Source organism: Paracoccaceae bacterium Fryx2 (genome assembly GCA_032334235.1).
GTDB lineage: Bacteria > Pseudomonadota > Alphaproteobacteria > Rhodobacterales > Rhodobacteraceae > JAVSGI01.
Genome location: JAVSGI010000005.1, coordinates 2819831 through 2845469, shown reverse-complemented (window position 1 = coordinate 2845469; position 25639 = coordinate 2819831). Strand labels below are relative to the sequence as shown.

General features: G+C 68.5%; 22 protein-coding genes. 12 read left to right on the top strand and 10 right to left on the bottom strand.

Annotated elements, in window-relative coordinates; genetic code table 11:
* The first annotated feature begins 66 nt into the window (after positions 1-66).
* Positions 67-915 carry a transporter substrate-binding domain-containing protein gene (locus RNZ50_22930; GenBank protein MDT8857827.1) on the top strand — a complete coding sequence of 283 codons (849 nt, stop codon included), beginning with the start codon at positions 67-69 and terminating at the stop codon, positions 913-915.
* A 455-nt stretch (positions 916-1370) separates the two neighbouring features.
* On the top strand, positions 1371-1799 hold the full coding sequence (locus tag RNZ50_22925) for a GFA family protein (protein MDT8857826.1): 429 nt from the start codon (positions 1371-1373) through the stop codon (positions 1797-1799).
* Positions 1800-2024: 225 nt separating this feature from the next.
* Here RNZ50_22925 and RNZ50_22920 read toward each other — a convergent pair whose 3' ends face one another.
* From RNZ50_22920 to RNZ50_22890, 7 genes are all read right to left on the bottom strand, one after another.
* On the bottom strand, positions 2025-3410 hold the full coding sequence (locus tag RNZ50_22920; GenBank protein ID MDT8857825.1) for an MmgE/PrpD family protein: 1386 nt from the start codon (positions 3408-3410) through the stop codon (positions 2025-2027).
* Positions 3407-4333, bottom strand: coding sequence for an ABC transporter permease (locus RNZ50_22915; protein ID MDT8857824.1), 927 nt, complete (start codon positions 4331-4333; stop codon positions 3407-3409). The genes RNZ50_22920 and RNZ50_22915 overlap by 4 nt, the downstream gene beginning before the upstream one ends.
* Positions 4333-5259: an ABC transporter permease gene (locus RNZ50_22910; GenBank protein MDT8857823.1), complete on the bottom strand. Its 927-nt coding sequence runs from the start codon at positions 5257-5259 to the stop codon at positions 4333-4335. The genes RNZ50_22915 and RNZ50_22910 overlap by 1 nt, the downstream gene beginning before the upstream one ends.
* Before the next feature lie 101 nt (positions 5260-5360).
* Positions 5361-6866 (bottom strand): ABC transporter substrate-binding protein, encoded by a 1506-nt coding sequence (locus RNZ50_22905; protein MDT8857822.1) that lies wholly within the window; start codon positions 6864-6866, stop codon positions 5361-5363.
* Positions 6863-7972 carry an ATP-binding cassette domain-containing protein gene (locus tag RNZ50_22900; protein MDT8857821.1) on the bottom strand — a complete coding sequence of 370 codons (1110 nt, stop codon included), beginning with the start codon at positions 7970-7972 and terminating at the stop codon, positions 6863-6865. The genes RNZ50_22905 and RNZ50_22900 overlap by 4 nt, the downstream gene beginning before the upstream one ends.
* Positions 7962-8957 (bottom strand): ABC transporter ATP-binding protein, encoded by a 996-nt coding sequence (locus tag RNZ50_22895; GenBank protein ID MDT8857820.1) that lies wholly within the window; start codon positions 8955-8957, stop codon positions 7962-7964. The genes RNZ50_22900 and RNZ50_22895 overlap by 11 nt, the downstream gene beginning before the upstream one ends.
* A gap of 234 nt (positions 8958-9191) precedes the next feature.
* Complete coding sequence (locus tag RNZ50_22890) at positions 9192-9977, bottom strand: IclR family transcriptional regulator C-terminal domain-containing protein (GenBank protein ID MDT8857819.1); 786 nt, start codon at positions 9975-9977, stop codon at positions 9192-9194.
* A gap of 257 nt (positions 9978-10234) precedes the next feature.
* Between RNZ50_22890 and RNZ50_22885 the strand changes: the two genes are divergently transcribed.
* The 7 genes from RNZ50_22885 to RNZ50_22855 are packed head-to-tail and all read left to right on the top strand — an operon-like array spanning position 10235 to position 19885.
* Positions 10235-12295 carry a hydantoinase/oxoprolinase family protein gene (locus RNZ50_22885; protein ID MDT8857818.1) on the top strand — a complete coding sequence of 687 codons (2061 nt, stop codon included), beginning with the start codon at positions 10235-10237 and terminating at the stop codon, positions 12293-12295.
* Between the two features lie 23 nt (positions 12296-12318).
* Positions 12319-14034 carry a hydantoinase B/oxoprolinase family protein gene (locus RNZ50_22880; protein MDT8857817.1) on the top strand — a complete coding sequence of 572 codons (1716 nt, stop codon included), beginning with the start codon at positions 12319-12321 and terminating at the stop codon, positions 14032-14034.
* 34 nt (positions 14035-14068) lie between these two features.
* Positions 14069-15649 carry an aldehyde dehydrogenase family protein gene (locus RNZ50_22875; GenBank protein ID MDT8857816.1) on the top strand — a complete coding sequence of 527 codons (1581 nt, stop codon included), beginning with the start codon at positions 14069-14071 and terminating at the stop codon, positions 15647-15649.
* A gap of 13 nt (positions 15650-15662) precedes the next feature.
* Positions 15663-15968, top strand: coding sequence for a (2Fe-2S)-binding protein (locus RNZ50_22870; GenBank protein ID MDT8857815.1), 306 nt, complete (start codon positions 15663-15665; stop codon positions 15966-15968).
* Entirely contained in the window at positions 15958-17364 is a 1407-nt protein-coding gene (locus tag RNZ50_22865) for an NAD(P)/FAD-dependent oxidoreductase (GenBank protein MDT8857814.1), read from the top strand. The genes RNZ50_22870 and RNZ50_22865 overlap by 11 nt, the downstream gene beginning before the upstream one ends.
* Positions 17361-18518, top strand: a complete 1158-nt coding sequence (locus RNZ50_22860; protein MDT8857813.1) for an FAD-dependent oxidoreductase — start codon at positions 17361-17363, stop codon at positions 18516-18518. The genes RNZ50_22865 and RNZ50_22860 overlap by 4 nt, the downstream gene beginning before the upstream one ends.
* A 23-nt stretch (positions 18519-18541) precedes the next feature.
* Complete coding sequence (locus RNZ50_22855; protein MDT8857812.1) at positions 18542-19885, top strand: aspartate aminotransferase family protein; 1344 nt, start codon at positions 18542-18544, stop codon at positions 19883-19885.
* A 9-nt stretch (positions 19886-19894) separates the two neighbouring features.
* On the opposite strand, the gene RNZ50_22850 is transcribed toward RNZ50_22855, so the two are convergent.
* A complete protein-coding gene (locus RNZ50_22850) occupies positions 19895-20653 on the bottom strand; it encodes an IclR family transcriptional regulator C-terminal domain-containing protein (protein ID MDT8857811.1) in 759 nt (252 codons plus the stop codon).
* Positions 20654-20781: 128 nt separating this feature from the next.
* On the opposite strand from RNZ50_22850, the gene RNZ50_22845 reads away from it, so the two are divergent.
* From RNZ50_22845 to pcaF, 3 genes are read left to right on the top strand one after another with little or no spacing between them, the layout of a single operon-like run.
* Positions 20782-21516: a 3-oxoacid CoA-transferase subunit A gene (locus RNZ50_22845; protein MDT8857810.1), complete on the top strand. Its 735-nt coding sequence runs from the start codon at positions 20782-20784 to the stop codon at positions 21514-21516.
* Positions 21513-22184 (top strand): 3-oxoacid CoA-transferase subunit B, encoded by a 672-nt coding sequence (locus RNZ50_22840; protein MDT8857809.1) that lies wholly within the window; start codon positions 21513-21515, stop codon positions 22182-22184. The genes RNZ50_22845 and RNZ50_22840 overlap by 4 nt, the downstream gene beginning before the upstream one ends.
* 2 nt (positions 22185-22186) lie before the next feature.
* The gene (pcaF, locus tag RNZ50_22835) at positions 22187-23386 is read left to right on the top strand and encodes a 3-oxoadipyl-CoA thiolase (GenBank protein ID MDT8857808.1); all 1200 of its coding nucleotides are present in this window, start codon (positions 22187-22189) and stop codon (positions 23384-23386) included.
* Between the two features lie 123 nt (positions 23387-23509).
* Here the strand turns inward: pcaF and RNZ50_22830 are convergent, their stop codons facing one another.
* Both RNZ50_22830 and RNZ50_22825 read right to left on the bottom strand, forming a co-directional pair.
* Complete coding sequence (locus RNZ50_22830) at positions 23510-24781, bottom strand: ferredoxin reductase family protein (GenBank protein ID MDT8857807.1); 1272 nt, start codon at positions 24779-24781, stop codon at positions 23510-23512.
* 309 nt (positions 24782-25090) lie between these two features.
* The gene (locus RNZ50_22825) at positions 25091-25528 is read right to left on the bottom strand and encodes a TSUP family transporter (GenBank protein ID MDT8857806.1); all 438 of its coding nucleotides are present in this window, start codon (positions 25526-25528) and stop codon (positions 25091-25093) included.
* Between the last annotated feature and the right edge of the window lie 111 nt (positions 25529-25639).

Sequence of the window (25639 nt, the reverse complement as noted above, 5' to 3'; positions counted from 1 at the left end):
CCAAGCCGGCACGCAAGACGACCGGCGCCGACCACTGACCTTTTCCCCAACAGACAGGATAGACCGATGAGACTGACCTTCGTTCCCAGGACCCTTGCCCTTGCAGCCCTTCTTGCCGCAGCCCCCGCGCTGGCAGAACTGCCCGCCACCCTGCGCATCGCCACCGATGCGGAAAGCCCGCCCTACAGCATCGCCAAGCCCGACGGCTCAGTCGAGGGCTACGAGATCGACCTGATCAAGGTGGCCTGCGAAAAGATGGCCGTAGAATGCATCGTCGAGGTGTCGGATTTCAGCGGCATGATCCCGGCGCTGAACGCGGGCAAGTTCGACGTGATCATGGCCAGCATGTCGATCACCGACAAGCGCCGCGAAGTCATCGAGTTCTCGGTGCCCTATGGCGGCACCGGCAACACCATGGCGGCGCTGAAGGGCAGCGGGCTGGAAGACCTGCCGACGACCGACGGCAAGCTGTCGCTGCTCGACCCGCAGACCCCGGCGATGCTGGCGACCATGGCCGAAATGCTGAAGGGCAAGGTCATCGGTGTCGAGGCCGCTTCGGTTTCGGCCGATTTTGCCAAGACCAACTTCGGTGCCGTGGCAGAAGTGCGCGAGTATCAGAAAAGCGACGAGATCACGCTTGATCTGCTGGCGGGCCGGGTCGACGTGATGGTGAACGGGCGCAGCTACATCTTCAACGCGATCCAGCAGCCGCAGAATGCCGAGATGATGCTGGTCGGGCCGGTGTTCGACGAAGGCATGTTCGGGCTTGGCACCGGGCTTGGCCTGCGCAAGCAGGACACCGAACTGAAGGCGGCCCTCGATGCCGCCCTGACGGCCACCGCCGCCGAAGGCATCATGAAGGCGCTGTCGGAAAAGTGGTTCGGCTTTGACGTGACCCCGGCCAGCCTGCGCTGAGGCATCCTGCTGGCAACCCGCCTTCGGGCAACGGATCGGGCGGCCGTGGCCGCCCGGCCTTCCGGGTGCCGCACGGGCATCGCCGTGCCTGTCCGGCCCCCGGCCCTGCCGGTTCATCGACCGCCCGAAGGCGGCGGCATTCCGCCCCGGCTGCAACGCGCTCCGCTTCCGCAAGGGTGCCGGAAACGCGGGGCGCGAAGGCGGGAAACTCCTGATGGCGTTTTCCATCGCAGGGCAAAGCTGTGGCACGGGCATGATCCGGGGCCGGGCCAGCAGACCCGGCGCGTTGCAGGGGCGGGCAATCGAAACGTCCTCCCGTCCCCGCGAGGCGTCGGGCCGGCGCGCCTCGGCAAGGTGGCCGCGTTCGCGGTCGGTCCCCGCCTGCCCGCGCATCTTTCATGGACGCGCGCCGGGGTTCGTTGCCAGCCTTGCGGAGGTTTCAGAGGGGGCAGTGCGTGGAGCGTTTCACTGGCGGGTGCCTGTGCGGCAACGTCCGGATCGTGGCGTCGGGGCAGCCATACCGGGTCGGCATATGCCACTGTCTTGACTGCCGCAAGCATCACGGGGCCCTGTTTCACGCCGCCGCGATATTCCCGCAGGATGCGGTGACGATCACCGGCGAAACGCGCGAATATGCCGGGCGGTTCTTCTGCCCGCGCTGCGGCTCGTCCGTGTTCGCGCGCAGCGCGGACGAGATCGAAGTGAACCTGGGGTCGCTGGATGCCCCGGACCAGCTGAAGCCCGCCTACGAACTCTGGACCCTCCGTCGCGAGTCGTGGTTGCCGCCGCTTCCGGTTGCCCGGCAATACTCGGGGGATCGCGACGCTTCATCCCGCATCGAGGACGCCGGGATGGGGCAGTCGGGGAATGGCACCACGCTGTGACGCCCTGTTTGTCGGCGCTTGGGTCGGGCGGCGATGGGCCTGCCGCCGGAGTTGAAGCGGCAGCGGCCGGCGCAGGACAGCGGGATGCCGGTGCCGGTCGGAACGCCGCCCCCCCGGCGGGCAAACGCCGCCCGCAGGACGGAGTTTGCCGCCACGTTCGGCAGGGTGGCGGAAAGCAACGAACCGGCCGCGATTCTGGCAAACCGGGGTCGCGCAGGCCAAAGGTCAGGGATTCACCGGCAGGGCCAGTGCGGCAAGCAGCGGGCGGTGGTCGCCTCGGTCGAACTGCTGCAGCGGGGCCAGCAGCGCCGCCGTGTCCAGATGGCGGGTGGCCGCGGTGAACTTCTGCACCAGTTCTTCCCGCGTCATCGGGTTCGCCGGATCGCCCTTGGGATGCATCACTTCGCGCATGTGCCGCCCGGTGCCGGTGACCAGCACGACCCGCGCCCCGGTGGTGGCGGGAAAGCGGTCATTGATCTCGGCGTCCACCATCAGGTGGACCTTGCGCGCGAAAGCGACCGAGTCCGGGTTGTGCAGGCTGCCTAGCGTCAGGGGCAGCAGGGCATCGCGCCCCTCTACCGCAGCGACGCCCAGCATGAAGGGCACGCTGTATTGCGCACCTTCCAGCGTGGCCGGATCGACATCGTTGTTCAGCTTCAGCGCCCGCTCGAAGGTATGCACCTCGACGGTCTCGATCGCCTCGCGGCGCAGGCCCTCGCCGATCAGGATGTCGGTCAGCCCGTCGATCGCGGCATGGGCCCAGCGGCAGCAGGAATAGGGCTTGAAATAGGTCTGCTCGATCGCGAACGACCGGCCGAGCCCGCGCAGGATCGCGACCCGGTCGAAATAGGCCGGATGGTCGAGGATGTCGGTCGGCCCGGTGAAACCGGCCTGCGCCAGCGTGACCGACATGGCGCCGGTCAGCGCGCTCCACGCGATGCCTTCCTTGGCATGGTTGCCCATCACCTTGGAATAGCCTGCGGCAGACTGGTTCGGCCCGTGCACCCCGGTGATCGCCATTGCCTGGATCATCTGGTCGCGCGACAGCCCGCGCATCCGCCCGACCGCGGCCGCGACGCCGTAGTTGCACCATTTCCCGGTGGACATGGTGTCGAGCCGGCTGAAATCGCGCCCGGCGGCGACCCGCACGGCGACCTCGTAGCCCAGCACGATGCAGGTGACCAGCTCTTCCCAGCCGCAGCCGGTCTCCTCGGCCATGGCAAGGCAGGCCGGGATGATCGCGGCCCCCGGGTGCCCCGTTGCGGCGCGGTTGCCGTCGTCAAGGTCAAGGATGCTCGCCGCGGTGCAGTTTGCCAGCATCGCCCCGGCCGCCGGGGCCTTGACGCCCGAGAACCAGACCGAACACGGCCCCCCTGCCCCGAAGGCCGCCGGTGCCGCGGCCCGTGCCGCCCGCGCCCCGTCGCTCTCGGCGCCGGCCAGTGCTGCGGTCACGCAATCCAGCACGCAGTTGCGCGCGGCGTTGACCGTGCTTTCGGGCAAGGCGTCGAACCGCAGGTCCAGCGCATAGTCGGCAAGGGCGTCGAGCGTGTCGTGGCGGCGCTGCGGTGCCGGGCTGCCCAGGGCGCTGCGGACGTAGGTATACGGGTTCATCGTCTGGTTTCCTTGAGCCGGGGGTCAAGCGCATCGCGCAGGCCATCCCCCAGAAGATTGACGGAGAGGATGGTGATCATGATCGCGATCCCGGGCAAGGTCGCAAGCCACCACGCATCAAGAATGTAGTCACGGCCCTCCGACAGCATCATGCCCCAGGTCGGCGTCGGCGGCGGCACCCCCATGCCCAGGAAAGACAGACCGCTTTCCCAGATGATGTAGTTTGCCGCGCGCACCGTGCCCAGCACCAGCACCGGCGACAGCACGTTGGGCAGGATGTGGCGGCGCAGGATTTCCGCGTCGCCGGTGCCGATCGACCGGGCGGCGGCGACATACTCGCGCTCCCGCACCGACAGCACGCTGCCGCGCACCGTGCGGGCATAGGTCACCCAGTCCGACAGGGCGAGCACCAGGATCAGGTTGGTCAGCGACGGCCCGAGGATCGCGATCACCGAGATTGTCAGCAGCATGAACGGATAGGCGAGGAACAGATCGCCCGTTCGCATGATCACGGCATCGACCCAGCCACCGAAATAGCCCGCCAGCGTGCCGAGGATCAGCCCGACCGTCAGCGCGACCATCACCGTGAGGAACGCCACCATCAGCGACACCTGCCCGCCCGCCAGGATGCGCGACAGCACGTCGCGGCCCAGGTTGTCGGTGCCCAGCGGATGCGCCCAGGTGCCGCCCTCCGACCAGACCGGCGGCAGGAAGCGCGCCAGAAGGTCGGTGCCGGTTGCACTGGCGCCCCAGACGAAAGGGAAGACGAAGCAGGCCGACACCATCAGGAACAGCACGACGCCGCCGATCATGGCGCTGCGACTGCGCGTCAGATCGCGCAGCAGGCCCGAAGGCGGCCGGCGCACGGCCGACCGGCCGGTGTCGATGGCAGAAGCCGGGGCGGACTCGGGGGAGGATGCCACTACTTGCTCCTGTCGAAGCTGATGTTGGGGTCGAGCCAGGCGTAGAGCAGATCGACCACCAGATTGACCGTGACGAAGATGATCGCCAGCATCATCACCGCCGCCTGGACCACCGGGTAATCGCGGTCAAGGATCGACTGCACGATCAGGCGGCCGACGCCGGGCCAGGCGAACACCGTCTCGATGATCACGGCACCGCCCAGCAGGAAGCCGAACTCCATCCCGATCACCGTCACCAGCGGGATCATCGCATTGCGCAGCGCGTGCTTGCCGACCACCATCGCTTCCGAAAGCCCCTTGGCGCGCGCGGTGCGGACATAGTCGAGCCCCAGCACCTCCAGCATCGCGGACCGGGTCAGCCGGGCGAACAGCGCGATCAGCGACAGGCCCAGCGCCGCCGAGGGCATCACCAGTTGCGCCCAGGTGCCCCGCCCCGAGGTCGGCAGCCAGCCAAGCTGCACCGAGAACACCATGATGAACATGATCCCCAGCCAGAAATGCGGCATCGACAGGCCGAACAGCGCGACGGTCATGCTGATCGTGTCAAGCCAGGACCCGCGCTTCACGGCCGCCAGCACCCCGATCGGAATGGCGATCACCAGTGCCAGCAGCAGGGCGGCGAAGGCCAGTTCCAGCGTGGCGGGCATCCGTTCCAGGATCAGCCCCACCACGGGCTCGCCGGTATAGATCGACCGGCCCAGATCGCCTTGCAGCGCCGAGGCCAGAAAGGTGAAATATTGCAGGTAAATCGGATCATCGAGCCGCATCTCGCGGCGCAAGGTCTCGATCTGTTCGCGCGTCGCGTCCTGCGGCAGGATCAGGCCCACCGGGTCGCCCGACAGGTGCAGAAAGACGAAACTGATGACAGAGATCCCGACGATCACCAGAACGGTATGACCAAGACGCATGAGGATGTAGCGCAGCATCGTGGCCTCCTTTGCCATGGCTGACCGGGGTCGGGGCAACAAGGCCCGCAGATGCGGGCCTTGCGTGGGCATGGCGGGACGTGGCCCCGCCACCCGGCGTATCAGTTCGCGGCGGCCGGTTCGGCAAACCGCATGAACAGGAAGCCGTCACGGCGACCGACATAGGTCACGTCGGGGGCCACGGCATAGGTTTCCGGGATGATGTAGAGGTAGAGCCAGGGCGCTTCCTCGTAGAGTGCGCGGTCGATCTCGCCGTAGATCCTGGCGCGTTCGTCGCGGTCCAGCGTGGAGCGGCCAAGGTCGAGCGCCGCATCGGTAGCCGGATTGTCGTAGAAGTAGTCGCGGCTGTTGGAGTGGAACAGCGAGTACATGTAGCGGTCGGGTTCCGGGTTGTCGTCCCACCAGTAGATGAACATCTCATGTTCCTTTGCCTGGTACTTTTCCCACATGACGGCGCGGTCAAGCGGTTCAAGCTTGGCCCGGACCCCGATCTTTTCCAGATCGGCGGCAATGGCCTGCGCCTGTTCCTGGATCTGGGTCATGTTGGTGGGGTAGCTCAGCCTGGTTTCGAACCCGTCGGGGAAGCCCGCCTCGGCAAGCAGCGCCTTGGCCTTCTCGACATCGTAGGGATAGGGTTCAAGCGTGAGGTCAGCGCCGAAGGTACGCGGGCTGATCGGCCCCGCCGCCAGCATTCCGCGGTCGTTGAACAGTGCAGCCTTGATCAGCGCACGGTTCACGCCGTAGTTCACGGCCTGCCGCACGCGCTGGTCGGCAAAGGGACCAGCCAGCGTGTTCAGCCCGACATAGGGCATGACGCCCATGCTGTCGGTCAGCGTGCCCTTGCCGGATTTCTCGATGGTCTGCTGGCTGCGCACCGACACGCCTTCGATGATCTGGCTTTCGCCGGTCACGAACGAGGCGACCCGTGCGCTTTCTTCCGGGATGGTGCGGAAGATCACCTTGTCATAGGCCGGCGCGCCGTCCCAGTAGCCTTCGAACGCGGTCAGCACCACGTCGCCGCCACGATCCCAGCTTTCGACCATGTAGGGGCCGGCGCCGATCGGCATCCGGTTGAAGGCATCCTTTTCCGTCGCAGCGGTGGCTACGGGGGGCAGGATGGGCAGGTAGTAGCTCATCAGGTGCAGGATCGGGGCAAAGGGGGCCTTGGTGGTGAACTCGACCGTCAGGTCATCGATCACGCGCACGGCCTCGATCTGCGCCATCCGCCCGGCATGGGGCGATGCCAGTTCGGCATTCACCAGCCGTTCAAACGAAAAGCGCACCGCTTCGGCATTCACCGGCTCGCCGTTGTGGAAGGTCAGGCCGGGCTTCAGCGTGACGACCAGCTTGGTCGGCTCGGGGAACTCCCAGCTTGCGGCCAGACCGGGCGCCACGCCGCCATCTTCCAGCGGATCGAACAGGCGGTCCTGGATGTTGAGGGCCACGTTCAGCGAGTGCTGAAGGTTGTTCTGCATGGCATCAAGCCCGACAGGCTCGGCGGACTGCACGACGATAAGGGTCTTTGTCTCGGCGACGGCAAGCCCCGCTCCGGCAAGGACGGTCAGCGCGGCACATGCCGCCCCGACCGATCTGGAAAAGATGCTCATACGGTGTTACTCCCAAGGTTGCGGATAGTATCTGCGGGGCCTTGAACCGGCCCTTTCATTGCCGCCACGGTGCCCGGCACGACGGCCGGGACTCTGGCGGATGTGGTGATGAACGAGGCGGCATCGCCGCCCGGCGTCAGCAGGTGACAGGCCGCCCGGCGCCCCGACCCGATGTCGGTCAGCGCGGGTGCCACGGTCCGGCATCGCGCCATGACCGCCGGGCAGCGCGTATGGAAATGGCAGCCCGAAGGCGGATCGAGCGGCGAGGGCATCTCGCCGGTCAGGATCACCCGTTCGGCCCGTTCCCGCACCCGCGGCACCGGCACCGCCGCGACAAGCACGCGGGTATAGGGGTGCTGCGGGTCGCGGAACACCGCCTCGACCGGCCCTTCCTCGACGATGCGCCCCAGATACATCACCGCGACCCGGTGGCAGATGTAGCGGATCGCCCCCAGATCGTGGCTGACGATGATGTATCCGGTGCCGGTTTCGCGCTGCAACCGCTTGAGCAGGTTCAGGATCTGTGCCCGCACCGACACGTCGAGCGCCGAGACCGGTTCGTCCCCCACCAGCAGCGCCGGGCGCAGCACCATGGCGCGGGCAATGCCGATGCGCTGCCGCTGGCCGCCGGAAAACTCGTGCGGGTGGCGGTTCAGGACGTGGCGCCCCATGCCCACGACATGCAGGGCATCCGCGATGCGCTCCAGCCGTTCGGCGGCGGAGTCGGGCGAATGGACCCGCAGCGGCTCGTCGACGATCTCGCGCACCGTCATGCGCGGGTTCAGCGATCCGAACGGGTCCTGGAACACGATCTGCATGTGCTGCCGTTCGCGCCGCATCTCGGCCGGGCTCAGCGCCATGATATCGCGGCCGCGAAAGCTGATCGCCCCGGACGAAGGTTCGATCAGCCGCAGCAGGGCGCGCGACAGGGTGGACTTGCCACACCCGGATTCGCCCACGATGCCCAGCGTCTCGCCGCCCTCCAGCGTCAGTGAAACGTCGTCGACCGCCCGCACGCTCATGCCCTTGCGGAACAGGCCGCCCGGCATCGCGAAGCTTTTCGACAGGCCGCTGACCGTCAGCAGGCGACCGGGTTCATTGACCATGTCCGGCCTCCCAGCAGGCGACATTGTGGCCGGGCGACACCATGGTCACCGGAGGCGTCTCGCGCAGGCACCTGTCCTGCACCAGCGGGCAGCGCGGGTTGAAGCGGCACCCGCCCGGCAAGTCATCGGGCGGCGGAACCGAGCCCACAATCTCGAAAAGCTGGTCGGGCACGACCTCGGCATCGGGCTGCGGCAGGGCAGCCAGCAGGCCGCGCGTGTAGGGGTGGCGCGGGTTGTCGAACAGGGCGGCGGTCGGCGCCTCCTCGACCACGGTGCCGCAGTAAAGCACCATCACCCGGTCGGACACCTCGGCAATCACCCCCAGATCGTGGCTGATGAACAGCACCGAGGTGTTGTAGTCGCGGCGCAGCTGGCGGATCAGGTCAAGGATCTGGGCCTGGATGGTCACGTCCAGCGCAGTTGTCGGTTCATCGGCGATCAGCACCCGCGGCCGGCAGGCCAGCGCCATGGCGATCATCACCCGCTGGCGCATCCCGCCCGACAGTTGCGCCGGAAAGTTGCGCACCCGGGTCTCGGGCGACCCGACGCCGACAGCCCGCAGAGCATCGACCGCCTGCCGACGCGCCGTCGCCCTGTCGGACCCCTGGTGCAGGCGAAACACCTCGGCCAGCTGTTCGCCCACGGTCAGAACCGGGTTCAGCGCGGTCATCGGTTCCTGGAACACCATGCTGATCTCGTTGCCGCGGATGCGGCGGATCTCGCGGTCGGGCATGTCGGTCAGTTCGCGGCCCGACAGGCGCACCGACCCGGCGGCGACCCGCGCGCCCCGGGGCAGAGGCCCCAGCACCGACAGCGACAGGATGCTCTTGCCGCAGCCGGATTCGCCGACGATGCCCAGCGTCTCGCCAGCCGCAAGGCTGAAGCTCACGCCATCCACCACCCGCAGGCCTGACCCGGCGCGCCCGAATTCGACCACAAGGCGGTCGACTTCCAGCAATGGCGGCGAAGCGGCGCGTAAGGTCAAAGGCACGTCCCCCGTCTTCGATTATTTTGTGCGATATACGCACAATGGTGCGATATACGCCACTCTAGGAATGTGCCGTTCACGATGTCAACACATTTGCTGTGAAACGCCGCGATCCGTCCGGGCAGAAACGGACAGACCGACGCATGACATCACGCCGCAGCGGGGCGGTGGATGCGCAAAGGCCCCGCAATCCTCACGGGTTGCGGGCCGGGTTTCGGGTCGTTGACGGGATCAGAGGTGGCCGATCGGCCGTTCCGTTTCGTTGACGGCGCGGCGCAGTGCAGACAGCGCGCGGTCGCACATCTCGTCCACCGACATGCGGCGCACATGCGCATCGACATTCATCGCCGCAATCACCCGGTTGCGGCGATCCCTGACCGGAACGGCGATGGACCGCACCCCCAGTTCCAGCTCCTCGTCCACCAGCGCATAGCCCTGCCTGCGCACCTGTTCCAGCCGCGCGATGAAATCGCTGCGGCTGGTGATGGTGTTGTCGGTCAGGGCAAACAGGGGTGCTGCTTCGAGAATCACGGCCAGTTCGTCATCCGGCAGCGCCGCCATCAGAACCTGGCCCAACGCCGTGGCATGGGCCGGCAGGCGTCCACCAACCTCCAGCACCTGCTCCATGATCCGCTGCGCCGCAACCCGGGCGACGTAAACAATCTCTCCCCGGTCCAGCACAGCCAGCGAACAGCTTTCGCCCAGATCGCGCGTCACGTCTTCCATGTAGGTGCGCGCCACTTCCGGCAGGCCGAAGGACGAAAGATAGGCATAGCCCAGTTCCAGCACCCGCGCCGTCAGCTCGAACACCTTGCCGTCGGTGCGGGCATAGCCGGTCGCCACCAGCGTGATGAGAATGCGGCGCGCGGCGGCCCTGGTCAGGTTTGCGTGGCGCGCCACTTCGGTCGGTGTCATCCTGGGATGATTGCGGTCAAAGCAGGCGATGACCGACAGCCCGCGCGTCAGGGTCTGAAGCACGTCTCCGTCGCGGAAACCGCCCGCCGCATCGTCATCCATCCCCGAACGTCCCCAGACCTTGTTTTCCGGCCCTTGCGGCCCGGGAATGCCCGTTTATGCCCCGCCACCGGCGGCCACGCAAGCCACAGCCCGGCCCCGGCGCCGACGCCCCGGGCAAAAAGCCAAACGCATGGTTGACAGGCTCATGGGCGCCGCCTAATCATTTCATGTGCGTATATCGTCCTTCTGTGCGATTATCGCACAACTGCTGATTTCACGGATGAACGCATCCCGAGGGATAGAAGGAGCCGCCTGCAATGACGCTTCAAATCGGGGTCGACACCGGCGGCACCCATACCGACATCGTGCTGCTGGACCGAGAAACCGGCGGGTTCAGCACCCTGAAGGTTCCCACCACGCCCGAGGATCTGTCGATCGGAATCCTGAACGGCGTGCGCCGCATCCTGGTCGAAACCGGCAACGACACGTCGGGGCGCGACATCGCCTTTCACTATGGTACGACGCTGGTGACCAACATCATCGTAGAGGAGCAGGACATGCCGATCGGCCTGCTGACCACCGGCGGGTTCCGCGACGTGCTGGCCATCGGGCGGGCGGTGCGCAAGCCGAACATCTATGACATACACTGGCGCCCGCAGCGCCCGCTGGTGCCGCGCGCCCTGCGCCGGGGCGTGCCCGAACGCATCACCCACAAGGGCGAGGTCGTGACCCCGCTCGACGAAGCCGCCGCCCGCGCCGAAATGCGGGTGCTGCGCGACCGCAAGGTGGTCGCGGTGGCGGTCTGCCTGCTGAACGCCTATGCCAACCCCGCCCACGAGCGCCGTCTGGCCGAGATCGCGGCCGAGGAACTGCCGGGCGTGCCCGTCACGCTGTCGTCCGACGTGGCGCGGGAGTTCCGCGAATACGAGCGGACCTCGACCACCGTGCTGAACGCCTTCGTGCTTGCGCCGATGATCGCGCATCTCGACGGGCTTGCCGACCGGCTGCGCGGCGACGGCGTGCGCCGCACCCCGTTCATCATGCGCGGCAACGGCGGGATCATGAGCTTTGATCTGGCCAAGACGCTGCCCGCCGCCGTCACCCATTCCGGCCCGGTCGCCGGCATCGTCGGCGGCAACGCGCTGGCGCGGGCCACGGGCATCACCGATGCCATCACCTTCGACATGGGCGGCACCTCGTCCGACGTGGCACTGATTTCCGCCAGCGTGCCGTTCTCCACCACGCGCGGCAAGCTGGCCGGATACCCGGTGCTGCTGCCGATGCTCGATCTTGTCACCATCGGCGCGGGCGGCGGGTCGATCGCCTGGATCGATGGCGGCGGCGGCCTGAAGGTCGGGCCGCGCAGCGCCGGGTCGGTGCCCGGCCCCGCCTGTTACGGGCAGGGCGGCGAGAACCCGACCGTGACCGATGCCAACCTGCTCTGCGGGCGGCTGAACGGCGACTTCTTCCTGAACGGTGACCGCGTGCTGCGCCGCGATCTGGCGGAAATGGCGATGCGCGACAAGATCGCCGCGCCGCTGGGCCTTTCGGTGAACGAGGCGGCGCTGGGTGTGCTGGCGATTGCCGAGGGCCACATGGTCAACGCGATCAAGCTGGTTTCGGTGCAGCGCGGCATCGACCCGCGCGACCATACGCTGATCGGCTTCGGCGGCGCAGGTCCGCTGCACGCCGTGAGCCTCGCCGAGGCCATCGGGATGCGCCGCGTGCTGATCCCGGCCGCCCCCGGCAACGTCTCGGCCTCGGGCCTCTTGTCGGCCGAGGTGCGCCACGACATCGTGCGCACCCGGGTCCATCCGCTGGACGGGGCCGATGCCGACACGCTGGACGCGGGCTTCGCCGCGCTGGTGGACGAGGCCGCAGCGGCGCTGGCCGTGCAGGGCATCGGTGACGCCGACCTGCAGATCCTGCGCGCCGTCGATCTGCGCTATCGCGGGCAGGCGTATGAGCTGACCCTGCCCCTGCCCGCCGGGCCGGTTGATGCGGCGACGCTGGCGGGCCTGGCCGCGCGGTTCCACAGCGAACATGCGCGGGTCTACGGCTATGCGCTGAAGCATCATGCGGTCGAGATCGTGAACCTGCGGGTCACGGGGTCAAGCCAGCCGCCCGACCTGCCCTGGCCAGCACAGCCGGGAACCGCTGCGGCCCCTGCCCCGGTCGATCACCGGCAGGTGCTGCATGGGTCGCCCGGAACCGCGACCTCGTGGCCGGTCTACCGCTTCACCGAGATCGGCGCGGGGGCCTGCATCGCAGGCCCGGCCATCGTGGAATACCCCGGATCGACCTGCGTCATCCTGCCGGGATGGACCGCGACCTGGGACGCCTGGCGTCACGCCCACATCGTCTCTTCCGCAACCTGACCCGCGCCCCCGGAGCAAAACCCATGCAGATGCCTGTCGCCGCCGCCACGGTCAATCCGATCACGCTTGAAATCCTGCGCAACGCCTTGACGATGATCGCCGAACAGATCGCCGGGCGAATGATCCGCTCCGGCACGTCCTACATCATCAAGGAGATGGAGGACTGTTCCGCCGCCCTGTTCGACGGTCAGGGCCGCCTGCTGGCCGAAAGCGCCAGCATCCCGATCCACCTGAACTGTATCGGCATCACGCTGCGCACGGTGATCGACCACTACTTCCCGCTGGAAAGCTGGAAGCCGGGCGATGTGGTCATCACGAATGACCCCTACGCGGGCGGTGAATCGCTGTCGTCGCACCACACCAACGACATCATCGCCTTTCATCCGGTGTTCCATGCCGGCACGCTGGTCGGCTTCACCGCGCTGAACGTGCACCACATGGACATCGGCGCGATGTGGATGGGCACGCGCGGCTGGGGGGTGGAGATCTGGCAGGAAGGGCTGCGGATTCCGCCGCTGAAGCTGGTCCGCGAGGGGGTGACGGATGCGGCGCTGCTGGCGCTGATCCTGAACAACAGCCGGGTGCCGCGCATCCTCGAAAACGATCTGATGGCCGAGGCGGCCGGCATCCAGATGGGCGCCACCGAATTCCGTGCGCTGTTCGAACGCTATGGCACAGACACCGTGCTGGAATGCTTCGACGAGTTGATCAACCAGTCCGAGCGCCGCACCCGGGCCGAGATCGCCGCGATTCCCGATGGCGTCTACCGGCACGAGGAGGTCATTCTGGATGATGGCGCCAAGGGCGGGCCGTACAAGCTGAAGCTAACGATGACCGTGGCGGGCGACGAGGTGACCTTTGATTTCACCGGCACCGACCCGCAGATCGACGGGCCGATCAACGCGCCGCTCGCGGCCACGATGGCCGCCACCTACTATGTGATGAAGTGCATCACCGACCCCGACATTGCCAACACCGAAGGCTGCAAGGCGCCTGTCACCATCATCGCGCCCAAGGGTTCGCTGGTGAACGCGCAACTGCCTGCCGCCTGTTTCCAGCGCATGATCGTGTGCCATTCCATCGTCGATCTGGTGATGGGCGCGGTGGCGCAGGCCGCCCCCGGCCGGGCGATGGCCGACAGCTGCGGCTGCCTTTACAACTCGACCGTCGCGCCGAACCTCGGCACCGGCGAAATCGGCGTCGCGTCCGAGGTCGTTCCGGGCGGCATCGGGGCGACGGCCTGCGAGGATGGCATCGACGTGATGTCGTGCCATGTGACCAACTGCCCGATCCCGCCGATCGAGGCGACCGAGATCGAGGCGCCGGTGCTCTACCTGCGCCGCGAATTCGCGCCCGATACCGGCGGCGCGGGCGAATGGCGCGGCGGCATGGGGCAGGTGCTGGAATACAAGGTGCTGGGCGTTCGGCCGCTGTTCCACCACACCTCGCAGAAATCCGTGGTCACGCCGCAGGGCATGATGGGCGGCCTGCCCGCTGATGGCGGCGGCTGGATCATCAATCGCGGCACTGACAGCGAACGCCGTCTGGAACATGCGATCGGGGATGTGGAGTTCCTGACGCAGGGCGACACCGTGACCCACATCAGCCCCGGCGGCGGCGGCTACGGCAGCCCCGCAACCCGCAGCCGCGCACGGATTGCCGCCGACATCGACGCAGGGCTGGTGAGCCCGGACCGGGCGCGTCGCGACTACGGTTACGAGCCTGATCCGACCGCCTGAACCGCCTGCCCCTGCCCGAAGCCGAGGAAACCCAATGCCGCAAGACCAAGCCCTGCCCCGTGTCACCTACTCCAACATCCGCGCCGATTTCTCGGGCGTCCATGCGCTGCTGGACCGGATGATCCCCGACGCCCGCGCCAACCTCTTGGACCGCGACTGGGCGCATCACATCGGCGGCGCCGAGGTGACCGGCGGGCGGGCCTACACGGTGCTGTGCCCGATCGACCGGCGGCTGACCCTGGGCCGCTTCCACGCGGCGGATGCCGCCCTGGTGGATCGCGCCGTCACCGCAGCGCACAAGGCGCAGCCGGCCTGGGCCGCGCTGCCGTGGCAGGAAAGGGTGGCCGCCGTGCGCCGCTTTGCCGACGAACTCGACGCCCGGAAATACGATCTGGCGGTGGCCTGCCTGCTGGAAGTCGGCAAGTCTCGGATGGAAGCGGTGGGCGAGGCTGAAGAAGCCGTCGATCTGGCCCGCTACTACTGCAACCAGATGGAGGAAAACGAGGGCTTCGTCCGCCCGCTGCGCCGGGCCTTCGAGAACGAGGAAACCAGCGACCGGCTGCTGCCCGTCGGCGTCTTCGCGGTGATCGCGCCGTTCAACTTCCCGCTGGCGCTGTCGGTCAACATGATGTCGGCGGCACTGGTTGCCGGAAACAGCGTGGTCTACAAGCCCAGCGACGCGGCGGGGCTGACCGGCGCGCTGCTGGTGCGGGCGGCGGTGGCGGCGGGCCTGCCTGCGGGCGTGGTCAACATGGTTTGCGGCGATGGCGCGACGGGTCAGGCGCTGGCCGATCATCCGGGGATCGACGGCTTTGCCTTCACCGGCAGCCACAAGGTCGGCATGGGGCTGCTGCGCGCCGTGGCGCAGGGTCGGCACAACCGCCCGGTGATCGCCGAAATGGGCGGCAAGAACCCGACCTATGTCACCCGATCGGCCGATCTCGACGCCGCTGCCGAAGGCGTTATGCGCTCGGCCTTTGGCCTGCAGGGACAGAAATGTTCGGCCGGATCGAAGGTCTATGTCGCCACGGAAGTCCGCGAGGCGTTTCTGGCAAAGCTGCTTGAACGCACCGCAGCACTTCGGGTCGGTGACCCGGCATCGGCCGACGTGTTCGTGGGCCCCGTGATCAGCAAGGCGGCGCTGGACCGCTTTGCCGAAGCCTGCGCCGAGGCGCGGCGCGACGGGCAGGTGCTGGCGGGCGGCGAACGGCTGACCGGCGGACTTTACGACCACGGCTGCTATGTCGCGCCGACCATCGTGGCGGGCCTTGGCCCCGACCACCGCCTGAACCGCGACGAGGTTTTCCTGCCTTTCCTGACCATGCAGACCTTCGACGATCTGGCAACCGCCATCGCGGATGGCAATGACGTGCTCTATGGCCTGACCGCCGGGTGCTATGCCACCGATGAGGCCGAGCTTGCGGTGTTCCTGCGCCTTGCCGAGGCCGGGGCGCTTTATGCCAACCGCGCCAGCGGCGCCACCACCGGGGCGTGGCCGGGCATCCAGACCTTCTGCGGCTGGAAAGGGTCGGGCGTGTCGGGCAAGGGCGGGCTTGGCCCCTATTACGTGCAGCAGTTCCTGCGCGAGCAGAGCCGGACCATCTGGCGCGGCTGAGCGGAGCGTGACGATGCCCCCCTTCCGGCCAAGATTCCACCGGGTCGACACCGGCGCCTCCCGCACGGCGGTGCCTGTCTGCATCGACGGGCAGGCCGTCACGGCGCTGGCGGGCGATACGCTGCTGACGGTGCTGATTCAGCATCGCGGCGCGCTGCGCCGGGCCGAATTCGGCGGCGGGTTGCGGGCCGGTTTTTGCGCGATGGGCGCCTGCCAGGATTGCTGGATCACCCTTGCGGGCGGAACGCGGGTGCGCGCCTGCTCGACCCTGGTGGAACCCGGCATGACCATCGTGACGGATCTTGACGATGCCGGTTGAGGCCGCCCCCTGCGTCGCCATCATCGGGGCCGGACCTGCGGGCCTGCGCGCGGCGGCGGCTCTGGTCGCGGCCGGACTGCGGCCCGTCTTGCTCGACGAGGCCCCCGAACCGGGCGGCCAGATCTACCGACGCCCGCCCCCTGCCCTCCGCCCCGCACTGGCACCTGCAAAGCTTTACGGGCCGGATGCGAGCCGGGCGCGGGCGCTGCACGAAGGCTTTGCTGCGCTGGCCGGCGCTGTCGATCACCGCCCCGGCACCATGGTGTGGAACGCGACGAACCGCGACGCCGGGGGCTTCCGGCTGATGCTGCACCACACCTCGGGCCTGCGCTCGGCGCTGGACTGTGATGCGCTGATCCTTGCCACCGGGGCGATGGACCGGATTCTGCCCATGCCGGGCTGGACGCTGCCGGGGGTCTGGTCGCTGGGCGGGGCGCAGGTGATGCTGAAGGGGCAGGCCAACCTGATCGGCCGCCGCCCGGTCTTTGCAGGCTCGGGGCCGCTGCTCTATCTGATCGCCGGGCAATATGCCGCTGCGGGAGGCACGCCCGCCGCCGTGATCGACGCCGCGAGTTTCGGGGCAAAGCTGCGCGCCATCCCCTGGCTTGCGGCGCGGCCCGCCGTGATGCTGCGCGGGGTCGCGATGACGGCGCTGTTGAGGGCGCGCGGCGTTCCGCTGCTGGAGGGGTGCCACGCCGACCGGATCGAGGCGGCGGACGACGGTCTGCGCGTCCACTGGTCGGGTGCGCGCGGGACGGGCTTCGTGACCGGCGATGCCGTGGCCATCGGTCACGGGTTGAAGCCCGAGCATCTGCTGGCCGACATCCTGGGCTGCGACCGGCGGTATGACACCGGCGCGCGGCAGTGGCTGGTGCACACCGACGCCGAAGGGCGGTCTTCACAGCCGGGGCTGTATCTGGCGGGCGACATGGCGGGCATCCGGGGCGGTCACGCCGCCGAGACGGCGGGCGAGCTGACGGCGCTGGCGGCGCTGGCCGACCTTGGCCGGGCCGCGCCCGGGCGCCCTGCCCTGCGCCGCGCGCTGATCCGGCAAGACCTGTTCCGCAAGGGGATGGAGCGCGCCTTTCCCTTTCCTTCGGACCGGGTGGCCGATCTGCCCGATGAAACCATCGTCTGCCGCTGCGAAGGCATCGGCGCAGGCGACCTGCGTCAGGCGATCCGGCTGTGGCAACCCGCCGATGTGAACCGGCTGAAGGCGATGACCCGCTGCGGCATGGGGCGCTGTCAGGGGCGGCTTTGCGGCGACATCGCGGCCGGTCTGCTGGCGTCCGAGACCGGCCGCCACGTGGCCGATGTGGGCAGTCTGCGCGGCCAGGCGCCGGTCAAGCCCCTGCCTGCGGGGCGGGCCGAAGCCGCAACGGCAATCGTGCCATGACTCCCGCCCCCATCATATTGCGCCGCGCCCTGCCGCGGGTCTGCATCATCGGCGGCGGCATCGTCGGCAGCGCGACAGCGTTCTTCCTCGCGCGCGGCGGCTGCCCGGTGGAACTGCTGGAACGTGACACGGTCGGCTCCCGGGCCAGCGGGGTGAACTTCGGCGGGGTGCGCCGCCATGGCCGGGCGGTGGCCGAACTGCCGCTGGCGATAAGGTCGCGGGCGATCTGGCCCCGGTTGCGCGAACTGATCGGGCATGATTGCGATTTCGAGACCCCGGGCCATCTGAAGGTTGCGCAGACCGAGGCCGAACTGGAACCCCTTGCCAGATGGGCCGCGATCGGGCGGGCACATGGCCTGACCATCGACCTGCTGGACCGGGGCCAGCTGCGGCGCGACCACCCGTGGCTGACGCATGATCTCGCGGGCGGGTCGTTCTGCCCGGGCGACGGATATGCCAACCCGCGGCTGGTGGCGCCATACTTCGCCCGCGCCGCGCGGGCCGAAGGCGCGGTCATCCGCGAAGGCCATCCGGTGCTGGCGGTGGAAGACACGGCGGGGGGCGGTTTCGTGTTGCACGGCCCGCTGGGCGCGCGGCACGAAGCGGATGTGGTGGTGAACGCCGCCGGGGCCTGGGGCGGCGCCATCGCGGGGCAGCTTGGCCTTGACGTGCCGATGGTCTCGCTGGCGCCGCAGATGTTCGTGACCGAACCGACCACGCGCCGCATCGGCCCGGTGCTGGGGATGGTCAGCGGCGCGATCTATCTGCGGCAAAGCGTGCGCGGCAACGTGATCTTCGGCGGGGGGCGTGGCTCCGTCCACCCCGACGGGTTGCGCAGCCGCCCCGCCGAGGACGTGTTCGAACGCAGTCCCGCCCTGGTGCGCGCCCTGATCCCGGCGCTGGCAGGCGTGCCGCTGATCCGGTCCTGGACCGGGATCGAAGGCAACACGCCCGACGGCCTGCCGGTGATCGGCGAAAGCGGCGGGCGCGCCGGGCTGATCCACGCCTGCGGCTTTTCCGGCCACGGCTTCGAGATGGGTCCGGGCGTGGGCGAAACCCTGCGCGACCTGATCCTGACCGGCGACGCGGGGCTGGACCTTTCGGCCTTCAGCCCAGACCGTTTCGCAGTCCCGCCCGCCATCCGTTCCGCCTGACCCTGAACCCGGAAGCGCCCGACATGACCCATTCCGCCCCGAGCCACATCTTCCACCGCAACGCGCGCCAGACGCCGCCGCGCGCCAGCCATGCGGCGGGCATCTGGATCACCGACACCGGCGGCAGGCGCTATCTCGATGCCTGCGGCGGGGCGGCGGTGTCATGCCTTGGCCATGGCGACCCCGAGGTTGTCGCGGCCATCGCCAATCAGGCGGCACGGCTGGCCTATGTCCACACCAGCTTCTTCACCACCGACGCCGCCGAGGATCTGGCCAACCTGCTGATTGCCGGGGCACCCGAGGGCATCGCCCGGGCCTACTTCCTGTGCGACGGGTCCGAGGCTGTCGAGACCGCCCTGAAGATGGCGCATCAATACCACCGCGAACGCGGCGAGCCCGACCGTTGCCACATCATCGCGCGCGAGCAGAGCTATCACGGCAACACGCTGGGCGCGCTGTCGGCCGGGGGCAATGCCCTGCGCCGGGCGACCTATCAGGGTGTCATGCTGCCCTCCACCTCGCACATCGCGCCCTGCTGGGACTACCGGCTGCGCCTGCCCGGCGAGACGCCCGAAGCCTACGGCCGCCGCGCCGCCGACCTGCTGGAGGCCGAGATCCTGCGCGTCGGGCCAGGCCGCGTGTCGTGCTTCATAGCCGAGACCGTGGTGGGGGCGACGCTGGGCTGCGTGCCCCCCGCGCCGGGGTATTTCGCCCGCATCCGCGAGATCTGCGACCGTCATGGCGTGCTGCTGATCCTCGACGAGGTGATGTGCGGCATGGGGCGCACCGGCACCCTGCACGCCTGCGAAGCCGAGGCGGTGCGGCCCGACATCCTGGTGGTCGCCAAGGGCCTCGGGGCCGGATATGTGCCGCTTGGCGCGGTGCTCTGTTCGCAGCAGGTGTTCGACGCCTTTGCCGAAGGGTCCGGCGGGTTCGTCCACGGCCACACCTTCGTAGGCCACCCGGTGGCCTGTGCCGCAGCCCTGGCGGTGCAGCGTGCCGTGCAGTCGCGCGGGCTGGTCGCACAGTCGCAGGCGCGGGGATGCGACCTTCGCGCCGGGCTGGAGGCGGCGCTTGGCGGGCACCGATCGGTCGGCGACATCCGCGGCCGGGGCCTGTTTCAGGCGGTGGAGTTCGTCGCAGACCGCGGGACCAAGGCCCCCTTCGATGCCGCGGCGAAGATCAATGCCCGCATCCGGCAAGCGGCGATGGACCGCGGGCTGCTGGTCTATGCGATGGCCGGCACGCTGGACGGGCGGACTGGCGACCACATCCTGCTGGCCCCACCTTTCATCACGACGCCCGATGATATCGCCCTGATCGTCGACCTTTTGGCGGCAGCGGTGACGGACGCGTTGCCCTCATAGGGCCAAAGCCTAACGCAGCATCGGCCGCACCTGATCGCGCACCCGCAGCAGCGCGGCCAGGAACAGGGTCTCCAGATCCTCCGCCTTCGGCTGGACGGCCGCGACGCCGACGTTCATGGCGGCCACGACCTGACCGCGTGCCGTGATCACCGGAACGGCCAGCGACCGCAGCCCGATCTCGACCTCCTGGTCGATCAGGGCAAAGCCGCGCTCCCGCACCTGCGCCAACCCGGCCAGGATCGCCTCGGGGTCGGTCTGCGTCCGGGCGGTGCGGCGCGGCAGCGGGCCTGTGCCCAGACGGGCGCGCGCCTCGGCCTCGGGCAATGCAGCCAGCAGCACGCGCCCCATCGAGGTGCAATAGGCCGGCAGGCGCGACCCCGGCATCAGCCCGATCGCCATGACCCTGGTCTGCGCCGCGCGGGCGACATAGACGATCTCGGCCCCGTCGAGGATCGAGACCGATGTGCTTTGCCCCAGCACCCCTGACAGCGCATCGAGCGCGGGCTGCACGATCTGCGGCAGCGGCATCGAGGCAAGGCAGGCCGTGCCCAGCCGCAGCACGCGCGGCGTCAGGGTGAAGAACTTGCCGTCGTAATCGGCATAGCCGTGATGGGCCAGCGTCAGCAGGCATCGCCGCGCCGTCGCCCGGTCCAGCCCCGAGGCGGCCGCGACCTCGGCAATCGACTGGCGGGGGCGGTCGGTGCTGAAGGTCTCTATGACGCCCAGCCCCTTGGCAAGACCGCCCATGGTGTCGCGTTCACTGATCATGGCGGGGCCCTTCCTGTGCGGTATGTCAACAAAGCAGCCATATCGCACAAACCGGCTGGACGGAAGCCGCCTTCGAGCCTAATTCCTTGCCATGGCCGGGCCCGACGCGGACCGATGGGGACAAAGCGATGGACAAGACGGTCAGAGACGCAGCCACGGCGGTGGCGGCGATAGAGGATGGCATGACCGTGATGATCGGCGGTTTCGGCGGCTCCGGCGCGCCGATCGAGCTGATCCATGCGCTGATCGACCGCCACGTCGCCACCGGCCACCCGACCGGCCTGACGGTCATCAACAACAACGCGGGCAACGGCCATGTCGGCCTTGCCGCCCTGATCGGACAGGGCATGGTGGCAAAGCTGATCTGCTCCTTCCCGCGCTCGGCCGATCCGGTGGTGTTCACCCGCCTGTATCAAGAGGGCAGGATCGCGCTGGAACTGGTGCCGCAGGGAACGCTCGCCGAACGCATCCGGGCCGGGGGGGCGGGCATCCCGGCGTTCTACACCCCCACGTCCTACGGGACCGATCTCGCCCTCGGCAAGCCGGTCGAGGTGTTCGAGGGCCGCCCCCATGTGCAGGAACGCTGGCTGAAGGCGGATGTCGCGCTGGTCAAGGCGCATCTGGGCGACCGGCTGGGCAACCTGACCTACCGGATGGCGGCGCGCAACTTCAACCCGCTGATGTGCACCGCAGCCACCACGACCATCGTCCAGGTCAGCCGGATCGTCGCACCGGGCGAGATCGACCCCGAAACGGTCATCACGCCCGGCATCTTCGTGCAGGCGCTGGTCGAAGTGCCAAACCCCGTGCAGGAAGAAGACCTGAACCGCCGCAACGCGGTCTACCCGGAGCCCGTGGCATGACCCCGAGACTGAGCCCCACCCAGATGGCCTGGCGGGCGGCGCAGGACATTGCCGACGGCGCCTATGTCAACCTCGGCATCGGCCTGCCCGAGATGGTGGCGAAATACCAGCCGCCCGGACGCGCCGCGATCTTCCACACCGAAAACGGCATCCTCGGCTTCGGCGGAGCCCCCGCCCCGGGGCAGGAAGACTGGGATCTGATCAACGCAGGCAAGAAGGCGGTGACGCTGAAACCCGGAACCGCCTTCTTCCACCACGCCGACAGCTTTGCCATGGTGCGCGGCGGGCATCTGGATGTGGCGATCCTCGGCGCCTACGAGGTGGCCGAAAACGGCGACCTCGCGAACTGGTCCACCGGCCCGAAGGGCGTGCCAGCGGTGGGCGGGGCAATGGACCTTGTGCATGGCGCAAGGCGCGTCGCGGTGATCACCGACCATGTGACAAGGGACGGCAAGCCCAAGTTGCTGAAACGCTGCACCCTGCCGCTGACCGGGGTCGGCTGCGTCGACCGGGTTTACACCAGCCTCGCGGTGATCGACATCGAGGATGGGCACTTCATCCTGCGGGAAAAGCTGGCCACAGTCACGGTGGACGACCTGCAATCCCTGACCGGGGCGCAGCTTGTTTGCCCCGCCACCCTTGCCGACCTGATCGTTCCGGAGCTTTGACCATGACCGACGTGTTCATCTGCGACTACATCCGCACCCCGATCGGCCGCTACGGCGGCGCGCTTTCATCCGTCCGGCCCGATGATCTGGGCGCGGTGCCGCTGCGCGCGCTGATGGCGCGCAATCCGGGCGTCGACTGGGGAGCGGTCGATGACGTGATCTTCGGCTGCGCCAATCAGGCGGGCGAGGACAACCGCAACGTAGCGCGGATGTCGCTGCTGCTGGCGGGCCTGCCGGTGGAGGTGCCGGGCTGCACGATCAACCGGCTGTGCGGATCCGGCATGGATGCGGTGCTGACGGCGGCGCGCGCCATCGCGGCGGGCGAGGCGCATCTGATGATCGCGGGCGGGGTGGAAAGCATGTCGCGCGCGCCCCTCGTGATGCCCAAGGCAGAAACGGCCTTTTCCCGCACGGCCGAGATTTACGACTCCACCATCGGCTGGCGCTTCGTGAACCCGGCGATGCAGGCCGCCCATGGCACCGACTCGATGCCGCAGACCGGGCAGAACGTGGCCGACGACTACGGCATCCCGCGCGAGGCGCAGGACGCGATGGCGCTGGCGTCACAGAACAAGGCCGCTGCGGCGCAGGCCAGCGGACGGCTGGCACGCGAAATCGTGCCGGTGACGATTCCGCAGCGGAAGGGCGCGGCGCTGGTGGTCGATCAGGACGAGCATCCCCGCGCCACCACCGCCGCGGCGCTGGCGGGGCTGAAGCCGATCTTCCGCGACGGGTCGGTCACGGCGGGGAACGCCAGCGGCGTGAACGATGGCGCGGCGGCGCTGATCCTCGCATCCGAGGCGGCGGCGGTTGCCCATGGCCTGACCCCAATCGCCCGCATTCTGGGCGGGGCGGTGGCCGGGGTGCCGCCGCGCATCATGGGTATCGGCCCCGCCCCCGCCAGCCAGAAACTGCTGGCCCGCCTGGGCCTGACCATGGCGGATTTCGACGTGATCGAGATCAACGAGGCTTTCGCGGCCCAGGGCATTGCCGCGCTGCGGATGCTGGGCGTCGCGGCGGACGATCCGCGCGTCAACCGCAACGGCGGGGCCATAGCACTTGGCCATCCGCTGGGCATGTCGGGCGCTCGGATCGTCGGGACGGCTGCGCTGGAACTTGCGCTGCATGGGGGTCGGCGGTCGGTGTCCACCATGTGCATCGGCGTGGGCCAGGGCATCGCGGCGGCCCTCGCGCGGGTTTGACCCGGAACGGGGCCGCGAACCCGGCGCGAAGGCGGCAGGGCACGACCGGGAAGCGACACCGTCCGCCATCAGACCCGGAAATCAGGGTCCGCAAGCCGGGCCCTGAACCTGTTCGGCCACTTGCTAGCGGAAGGCGAAATGCTCGAAACGCAGGCTGCGCGGCGCCTGCCCCAGTTCGATCAGGCCTTTCACGATGCCCTCTTTCAGCGCCACCGGACCGCAGAAGGACATTTCGGCGCCGGCGATGCGGAAGGGGGTATTGGTCACCAGATCCTGCGCGGAAAGTCGTCCATCCCGGTCGGAAGCCACGATCCGGAAGCTGAAGCGCGGATTGCGCGCCGCCGCCTGCTGCAGAACGTCCAGCCCGATCGCCTCTTCGGCCCGGGTCACGCACAGCACCAGATGGATGTCGCCGCCATCAGCCGCGCCAAGGCTTTCCGCCCAGGCAAGGAATGGCGTGATGCCGATGCCCCCGGCCAGCCAGAGCTGTGCGCGCGGCCCCTTGCGGAAGGTGAAGCGGCCATAGGGCCCTTCGGCGGTGACGGTGCTTCCCGGTTGCAGCGCGCGCGGCAGGCGCCCCGTCCAGTCGCCCAGCGATTTGACCGCAAGGGTCATGCTGCCGTCCGGGCGCGGGGCGCTGGCGATGGTGAAGGGGTGCGGCTCTGACAGGCCGGCCTCCGGCGCGCTGAAGAAGGCGAACTGGCCCGGCCGCCAGGGCATCACGGCCCGCCCGGTCTGCTTCAGGGTGATCTCGGTCGCGCTGCCGTGCCGGGCGATACCGGCGACCGTGAAGGACCATTTCCGACGGGTCCACCCGCGCAGTTCGGTCTGGAGATAGGCGGCAAGGCCCAGGATGCAGAAGGCGTCAAGATACAGCGACAGGGGCGCGTTCCACGTGATCGGGCTGTCGATCAGCGCCTGGTGCAGGGCGACCCCGGCGAAGGGGATGCCCATGAAGCGATGACTGAACCGCCACCACTGGTAGGGCAGTTCGGCACGCACGGCGGGGATGCGCTTGATCCAGCTCAGCAGGATCAGGGCGATGAAGCTGAAGAAGGCGATTTCGCCGATCTCGCCTGCCAGATCGCCAAGCCGGGTTTCGCGGACCCGCTCGTCGAAATCCAGCTCGACCAGGTAGTGCAGGACCATCAGCGCCAGTGCCGAAATCCCCAGCCACTTGTGCACGCGGTACATCCGGTCAAGTCCGCCGAACAGCGGCTCGGCAAAGCGGGGCCGGGCGGCCAGCATCAGGGCCAGGCCCATGGCAACGATAGCGGTCGCGCCGGCCGCAAGGCTGACAGCATCGCCTGCCCCAAGCCGAGGGATCGCGGTCGCGCCGAGCCAGGCCGCGATGGCGCAGCAGATCACGACGATGGCGGGTCCGAACCATCTCATCGCCTGCACTCCGGCCCGGCAAGGCAGGCAGACCAGGTGTGCGGCCGCGCGAACGCGCGGGAACCGGCCGACAGGCGGCTGGCCCCCCCGGATTGCGGCGGCGTCGGTTGGGTTCACAGGCATCGGAGACCTCGTTGATCATTGGTGTCGGCACCCTTTTTGGCGACCGGACTGACGCCAGCCTGAACGGCCGTGACCTTGCGTTGCCTTTTGCCGATCATCCATGCGGCCGCATCCGGCCACGAAAATCACCAGACGTTCCAGCGTCAGCGACGATCACTCACCGCCGGCGATTGCGCGGATCGGCCGCTACCACAGCAGCTTGACGCCCGAAATCAGCAGAAGCAGCGCAAGTATGCCGCGCAGCCAGCGGTCTGACAAATACCTGCTGCCGACAAAGGCCCCCACGGAACCGCCGACCGCAACCGCGACGAGCCACCACGGCAAGGATGCCGGAAGCTGATCCCAATAGGCCCAGGCGCCAATCAGGGCCGCCGCCGAGTTCATCAGATTGTAGACCGCGGTAGTTGCAGCAGTCTGGCGCGCCGTTCCCCAGTTCATCGCAAGGATCACCGGCGCCAGAAACACGCCGCCCCCCGTTCCGGTGGTGCCCGAGATGAAACCGATGACGGCACCTGTCGCCAGCGCGGCCAGGAACGGAGGGGCGGTCGGATAGGCGGGAAGGGGATCGGGGCTTTTGCAAGGCCGAACCTGCCATCTGAAGCGCCGAAAGCACAAGCACCGCACCGACCACGGGGAAGTAGATGCCTTCAGACAACTGGATAGCCCCGCCGACAAGCGAGAACGGAAAGCTGTAGCGCGTCAACCAGCATGTCCGTGACCGTCAACCACGTTGGC

What these genes read in the sequence shown, in the direction of transcription:
- RNZ50_22880 (MDT8857817.1), top strand. Translation starts at nt 12,319, where the DNA reads ATGCAGATGCCTGTCGCCGCCGCCACGGTCAATCCGATCACGCTTGAA.
- RNZ50_22860 (MDT8857813.1), top strand. Translation starts at nt 17,361, where the DNA reads ATGACTCCCGCCCCCATCATATTGCGCCGCGCCCTGCCGCGGGTCTGC.
- RNZ50_22890 (MDT8857819.1), bottom strand. Translation starts at nt 9,977, where the DNA reads ATGGATGACGATGCGGCGGGCGGTTTCCGCGACGGAGACGTGCTTCAG.
- RNZ50_22930 (MDT8857827.1), top strand. Translation starts at nt 67, where the DNA reads ATGAGACTGACCTTCGTTCCCAGGACCCTTGCCCTTGCAGCCCTTCTT.
- RNZ50_22885 (MDT8857818.1), top strand. Translation starts at nt 10,235, where the DNA reads ATGACGCTTCAAATCGGGGTCGACACCGGCGGCACCCATACCGACATC.
- RNZ50_22840 (MDT8857809.1), top strand. Translation starts at nt 21,513, where the DNA reads ATGACCCCGAGACTGAGCCCCACCCAGATGGCCTGGCGGGCGGCGCAG.
- RNZ50_22910 (MDT8857823.1), bottom strand. Translation starts at nt 5,259, where the DNA reads ATGCTGCGCTACATCCTCATGCGTCTTGGTCATACCGTTCTGGTGATC.
- RNZ50_22865 (MDT8857814.1), top strand. Translation starts at nt 15,958, where the DNA reads ATGCCGGTTGAGGCCGCCCCCTGCGTCGCCATCATCGGGGCCGGACCT.
- RNZ50_22920 (MDT8857825.1), bottom strand. Translation starts at nt 3,410, where the DNA reads ATGAACCCGTATACCTACGTCCGCAGCGCCCTGGGCAGCCCGGCACCG.
- RNZ50_22855 (MDT8857812.1), top strand. Translation starts at nt 18,542, where the DNA reads ATGACCCATTCCGCCCCGAGCCACATCTTCCACCGCAACGCGCGCCAG.
- pcaF (MDT8857808.1), top strand. Translation starts at nt 22,187, where the DNA reads ATGACCGACGTGTTCATCTGCGACTACATCCGCACCCCGATCGGCCGC.
- RNZ50_22905 (MDT8857822.1), bottom strand. Translation starts at nt 6,866, where the DNA reads ATGAGCATCTTTTCCAGATCGGTCGGGGCGGCATGTGCCGCGCTGACC.
- RNZ50_22830 (MDT8857807.1), bottom strand. Translation starts at nt 24,781, where the DNA reads ATGAGATGGTTCGGACCCGCCATCGTCGTGATCTGCTGCGCCATCGCG.
- RNZ50_22875 (MDT8857816.1), top strand. Translation starts at nt 14,069, where the DNA reads ATGCCGCAAGACCAAGCCCTGCCCCGTGTCACCTACTCCAACATCCGC.
- RNZ50_22900 (MDT8857821.1), bottom strand. Translation starts at nt 7,972, where the DNA reads ATGGTCAATGAACCCGGTCGCCTGCTGACGGTCAGCGGCCTGTCGAAA.
- RNZ50_22850 (MDT8857811.1), bottom strand. Translation starts at nt 20,653, where the DNA reads ATGATCAGTGAACGCGACACCATGGGCGGTCTTGCCAAGGGGCTGGGC.
- RNZ50_22845 (MDT8857810.1), top strand. Translation starts at nt 20,782, where the DNA reads ATGGACAAGACGGTCAGAGACGCAGCCACGGCGGTGGCGGCGATAGAG.
- RNZ50_22870 (MDT8857815.1), top strand. Translation starts at nt 15,663, where the DNA reads ATGCCCCCCTTCCGGCCAAGATTCCACCGGGTCGACACCGGCGCCTCC.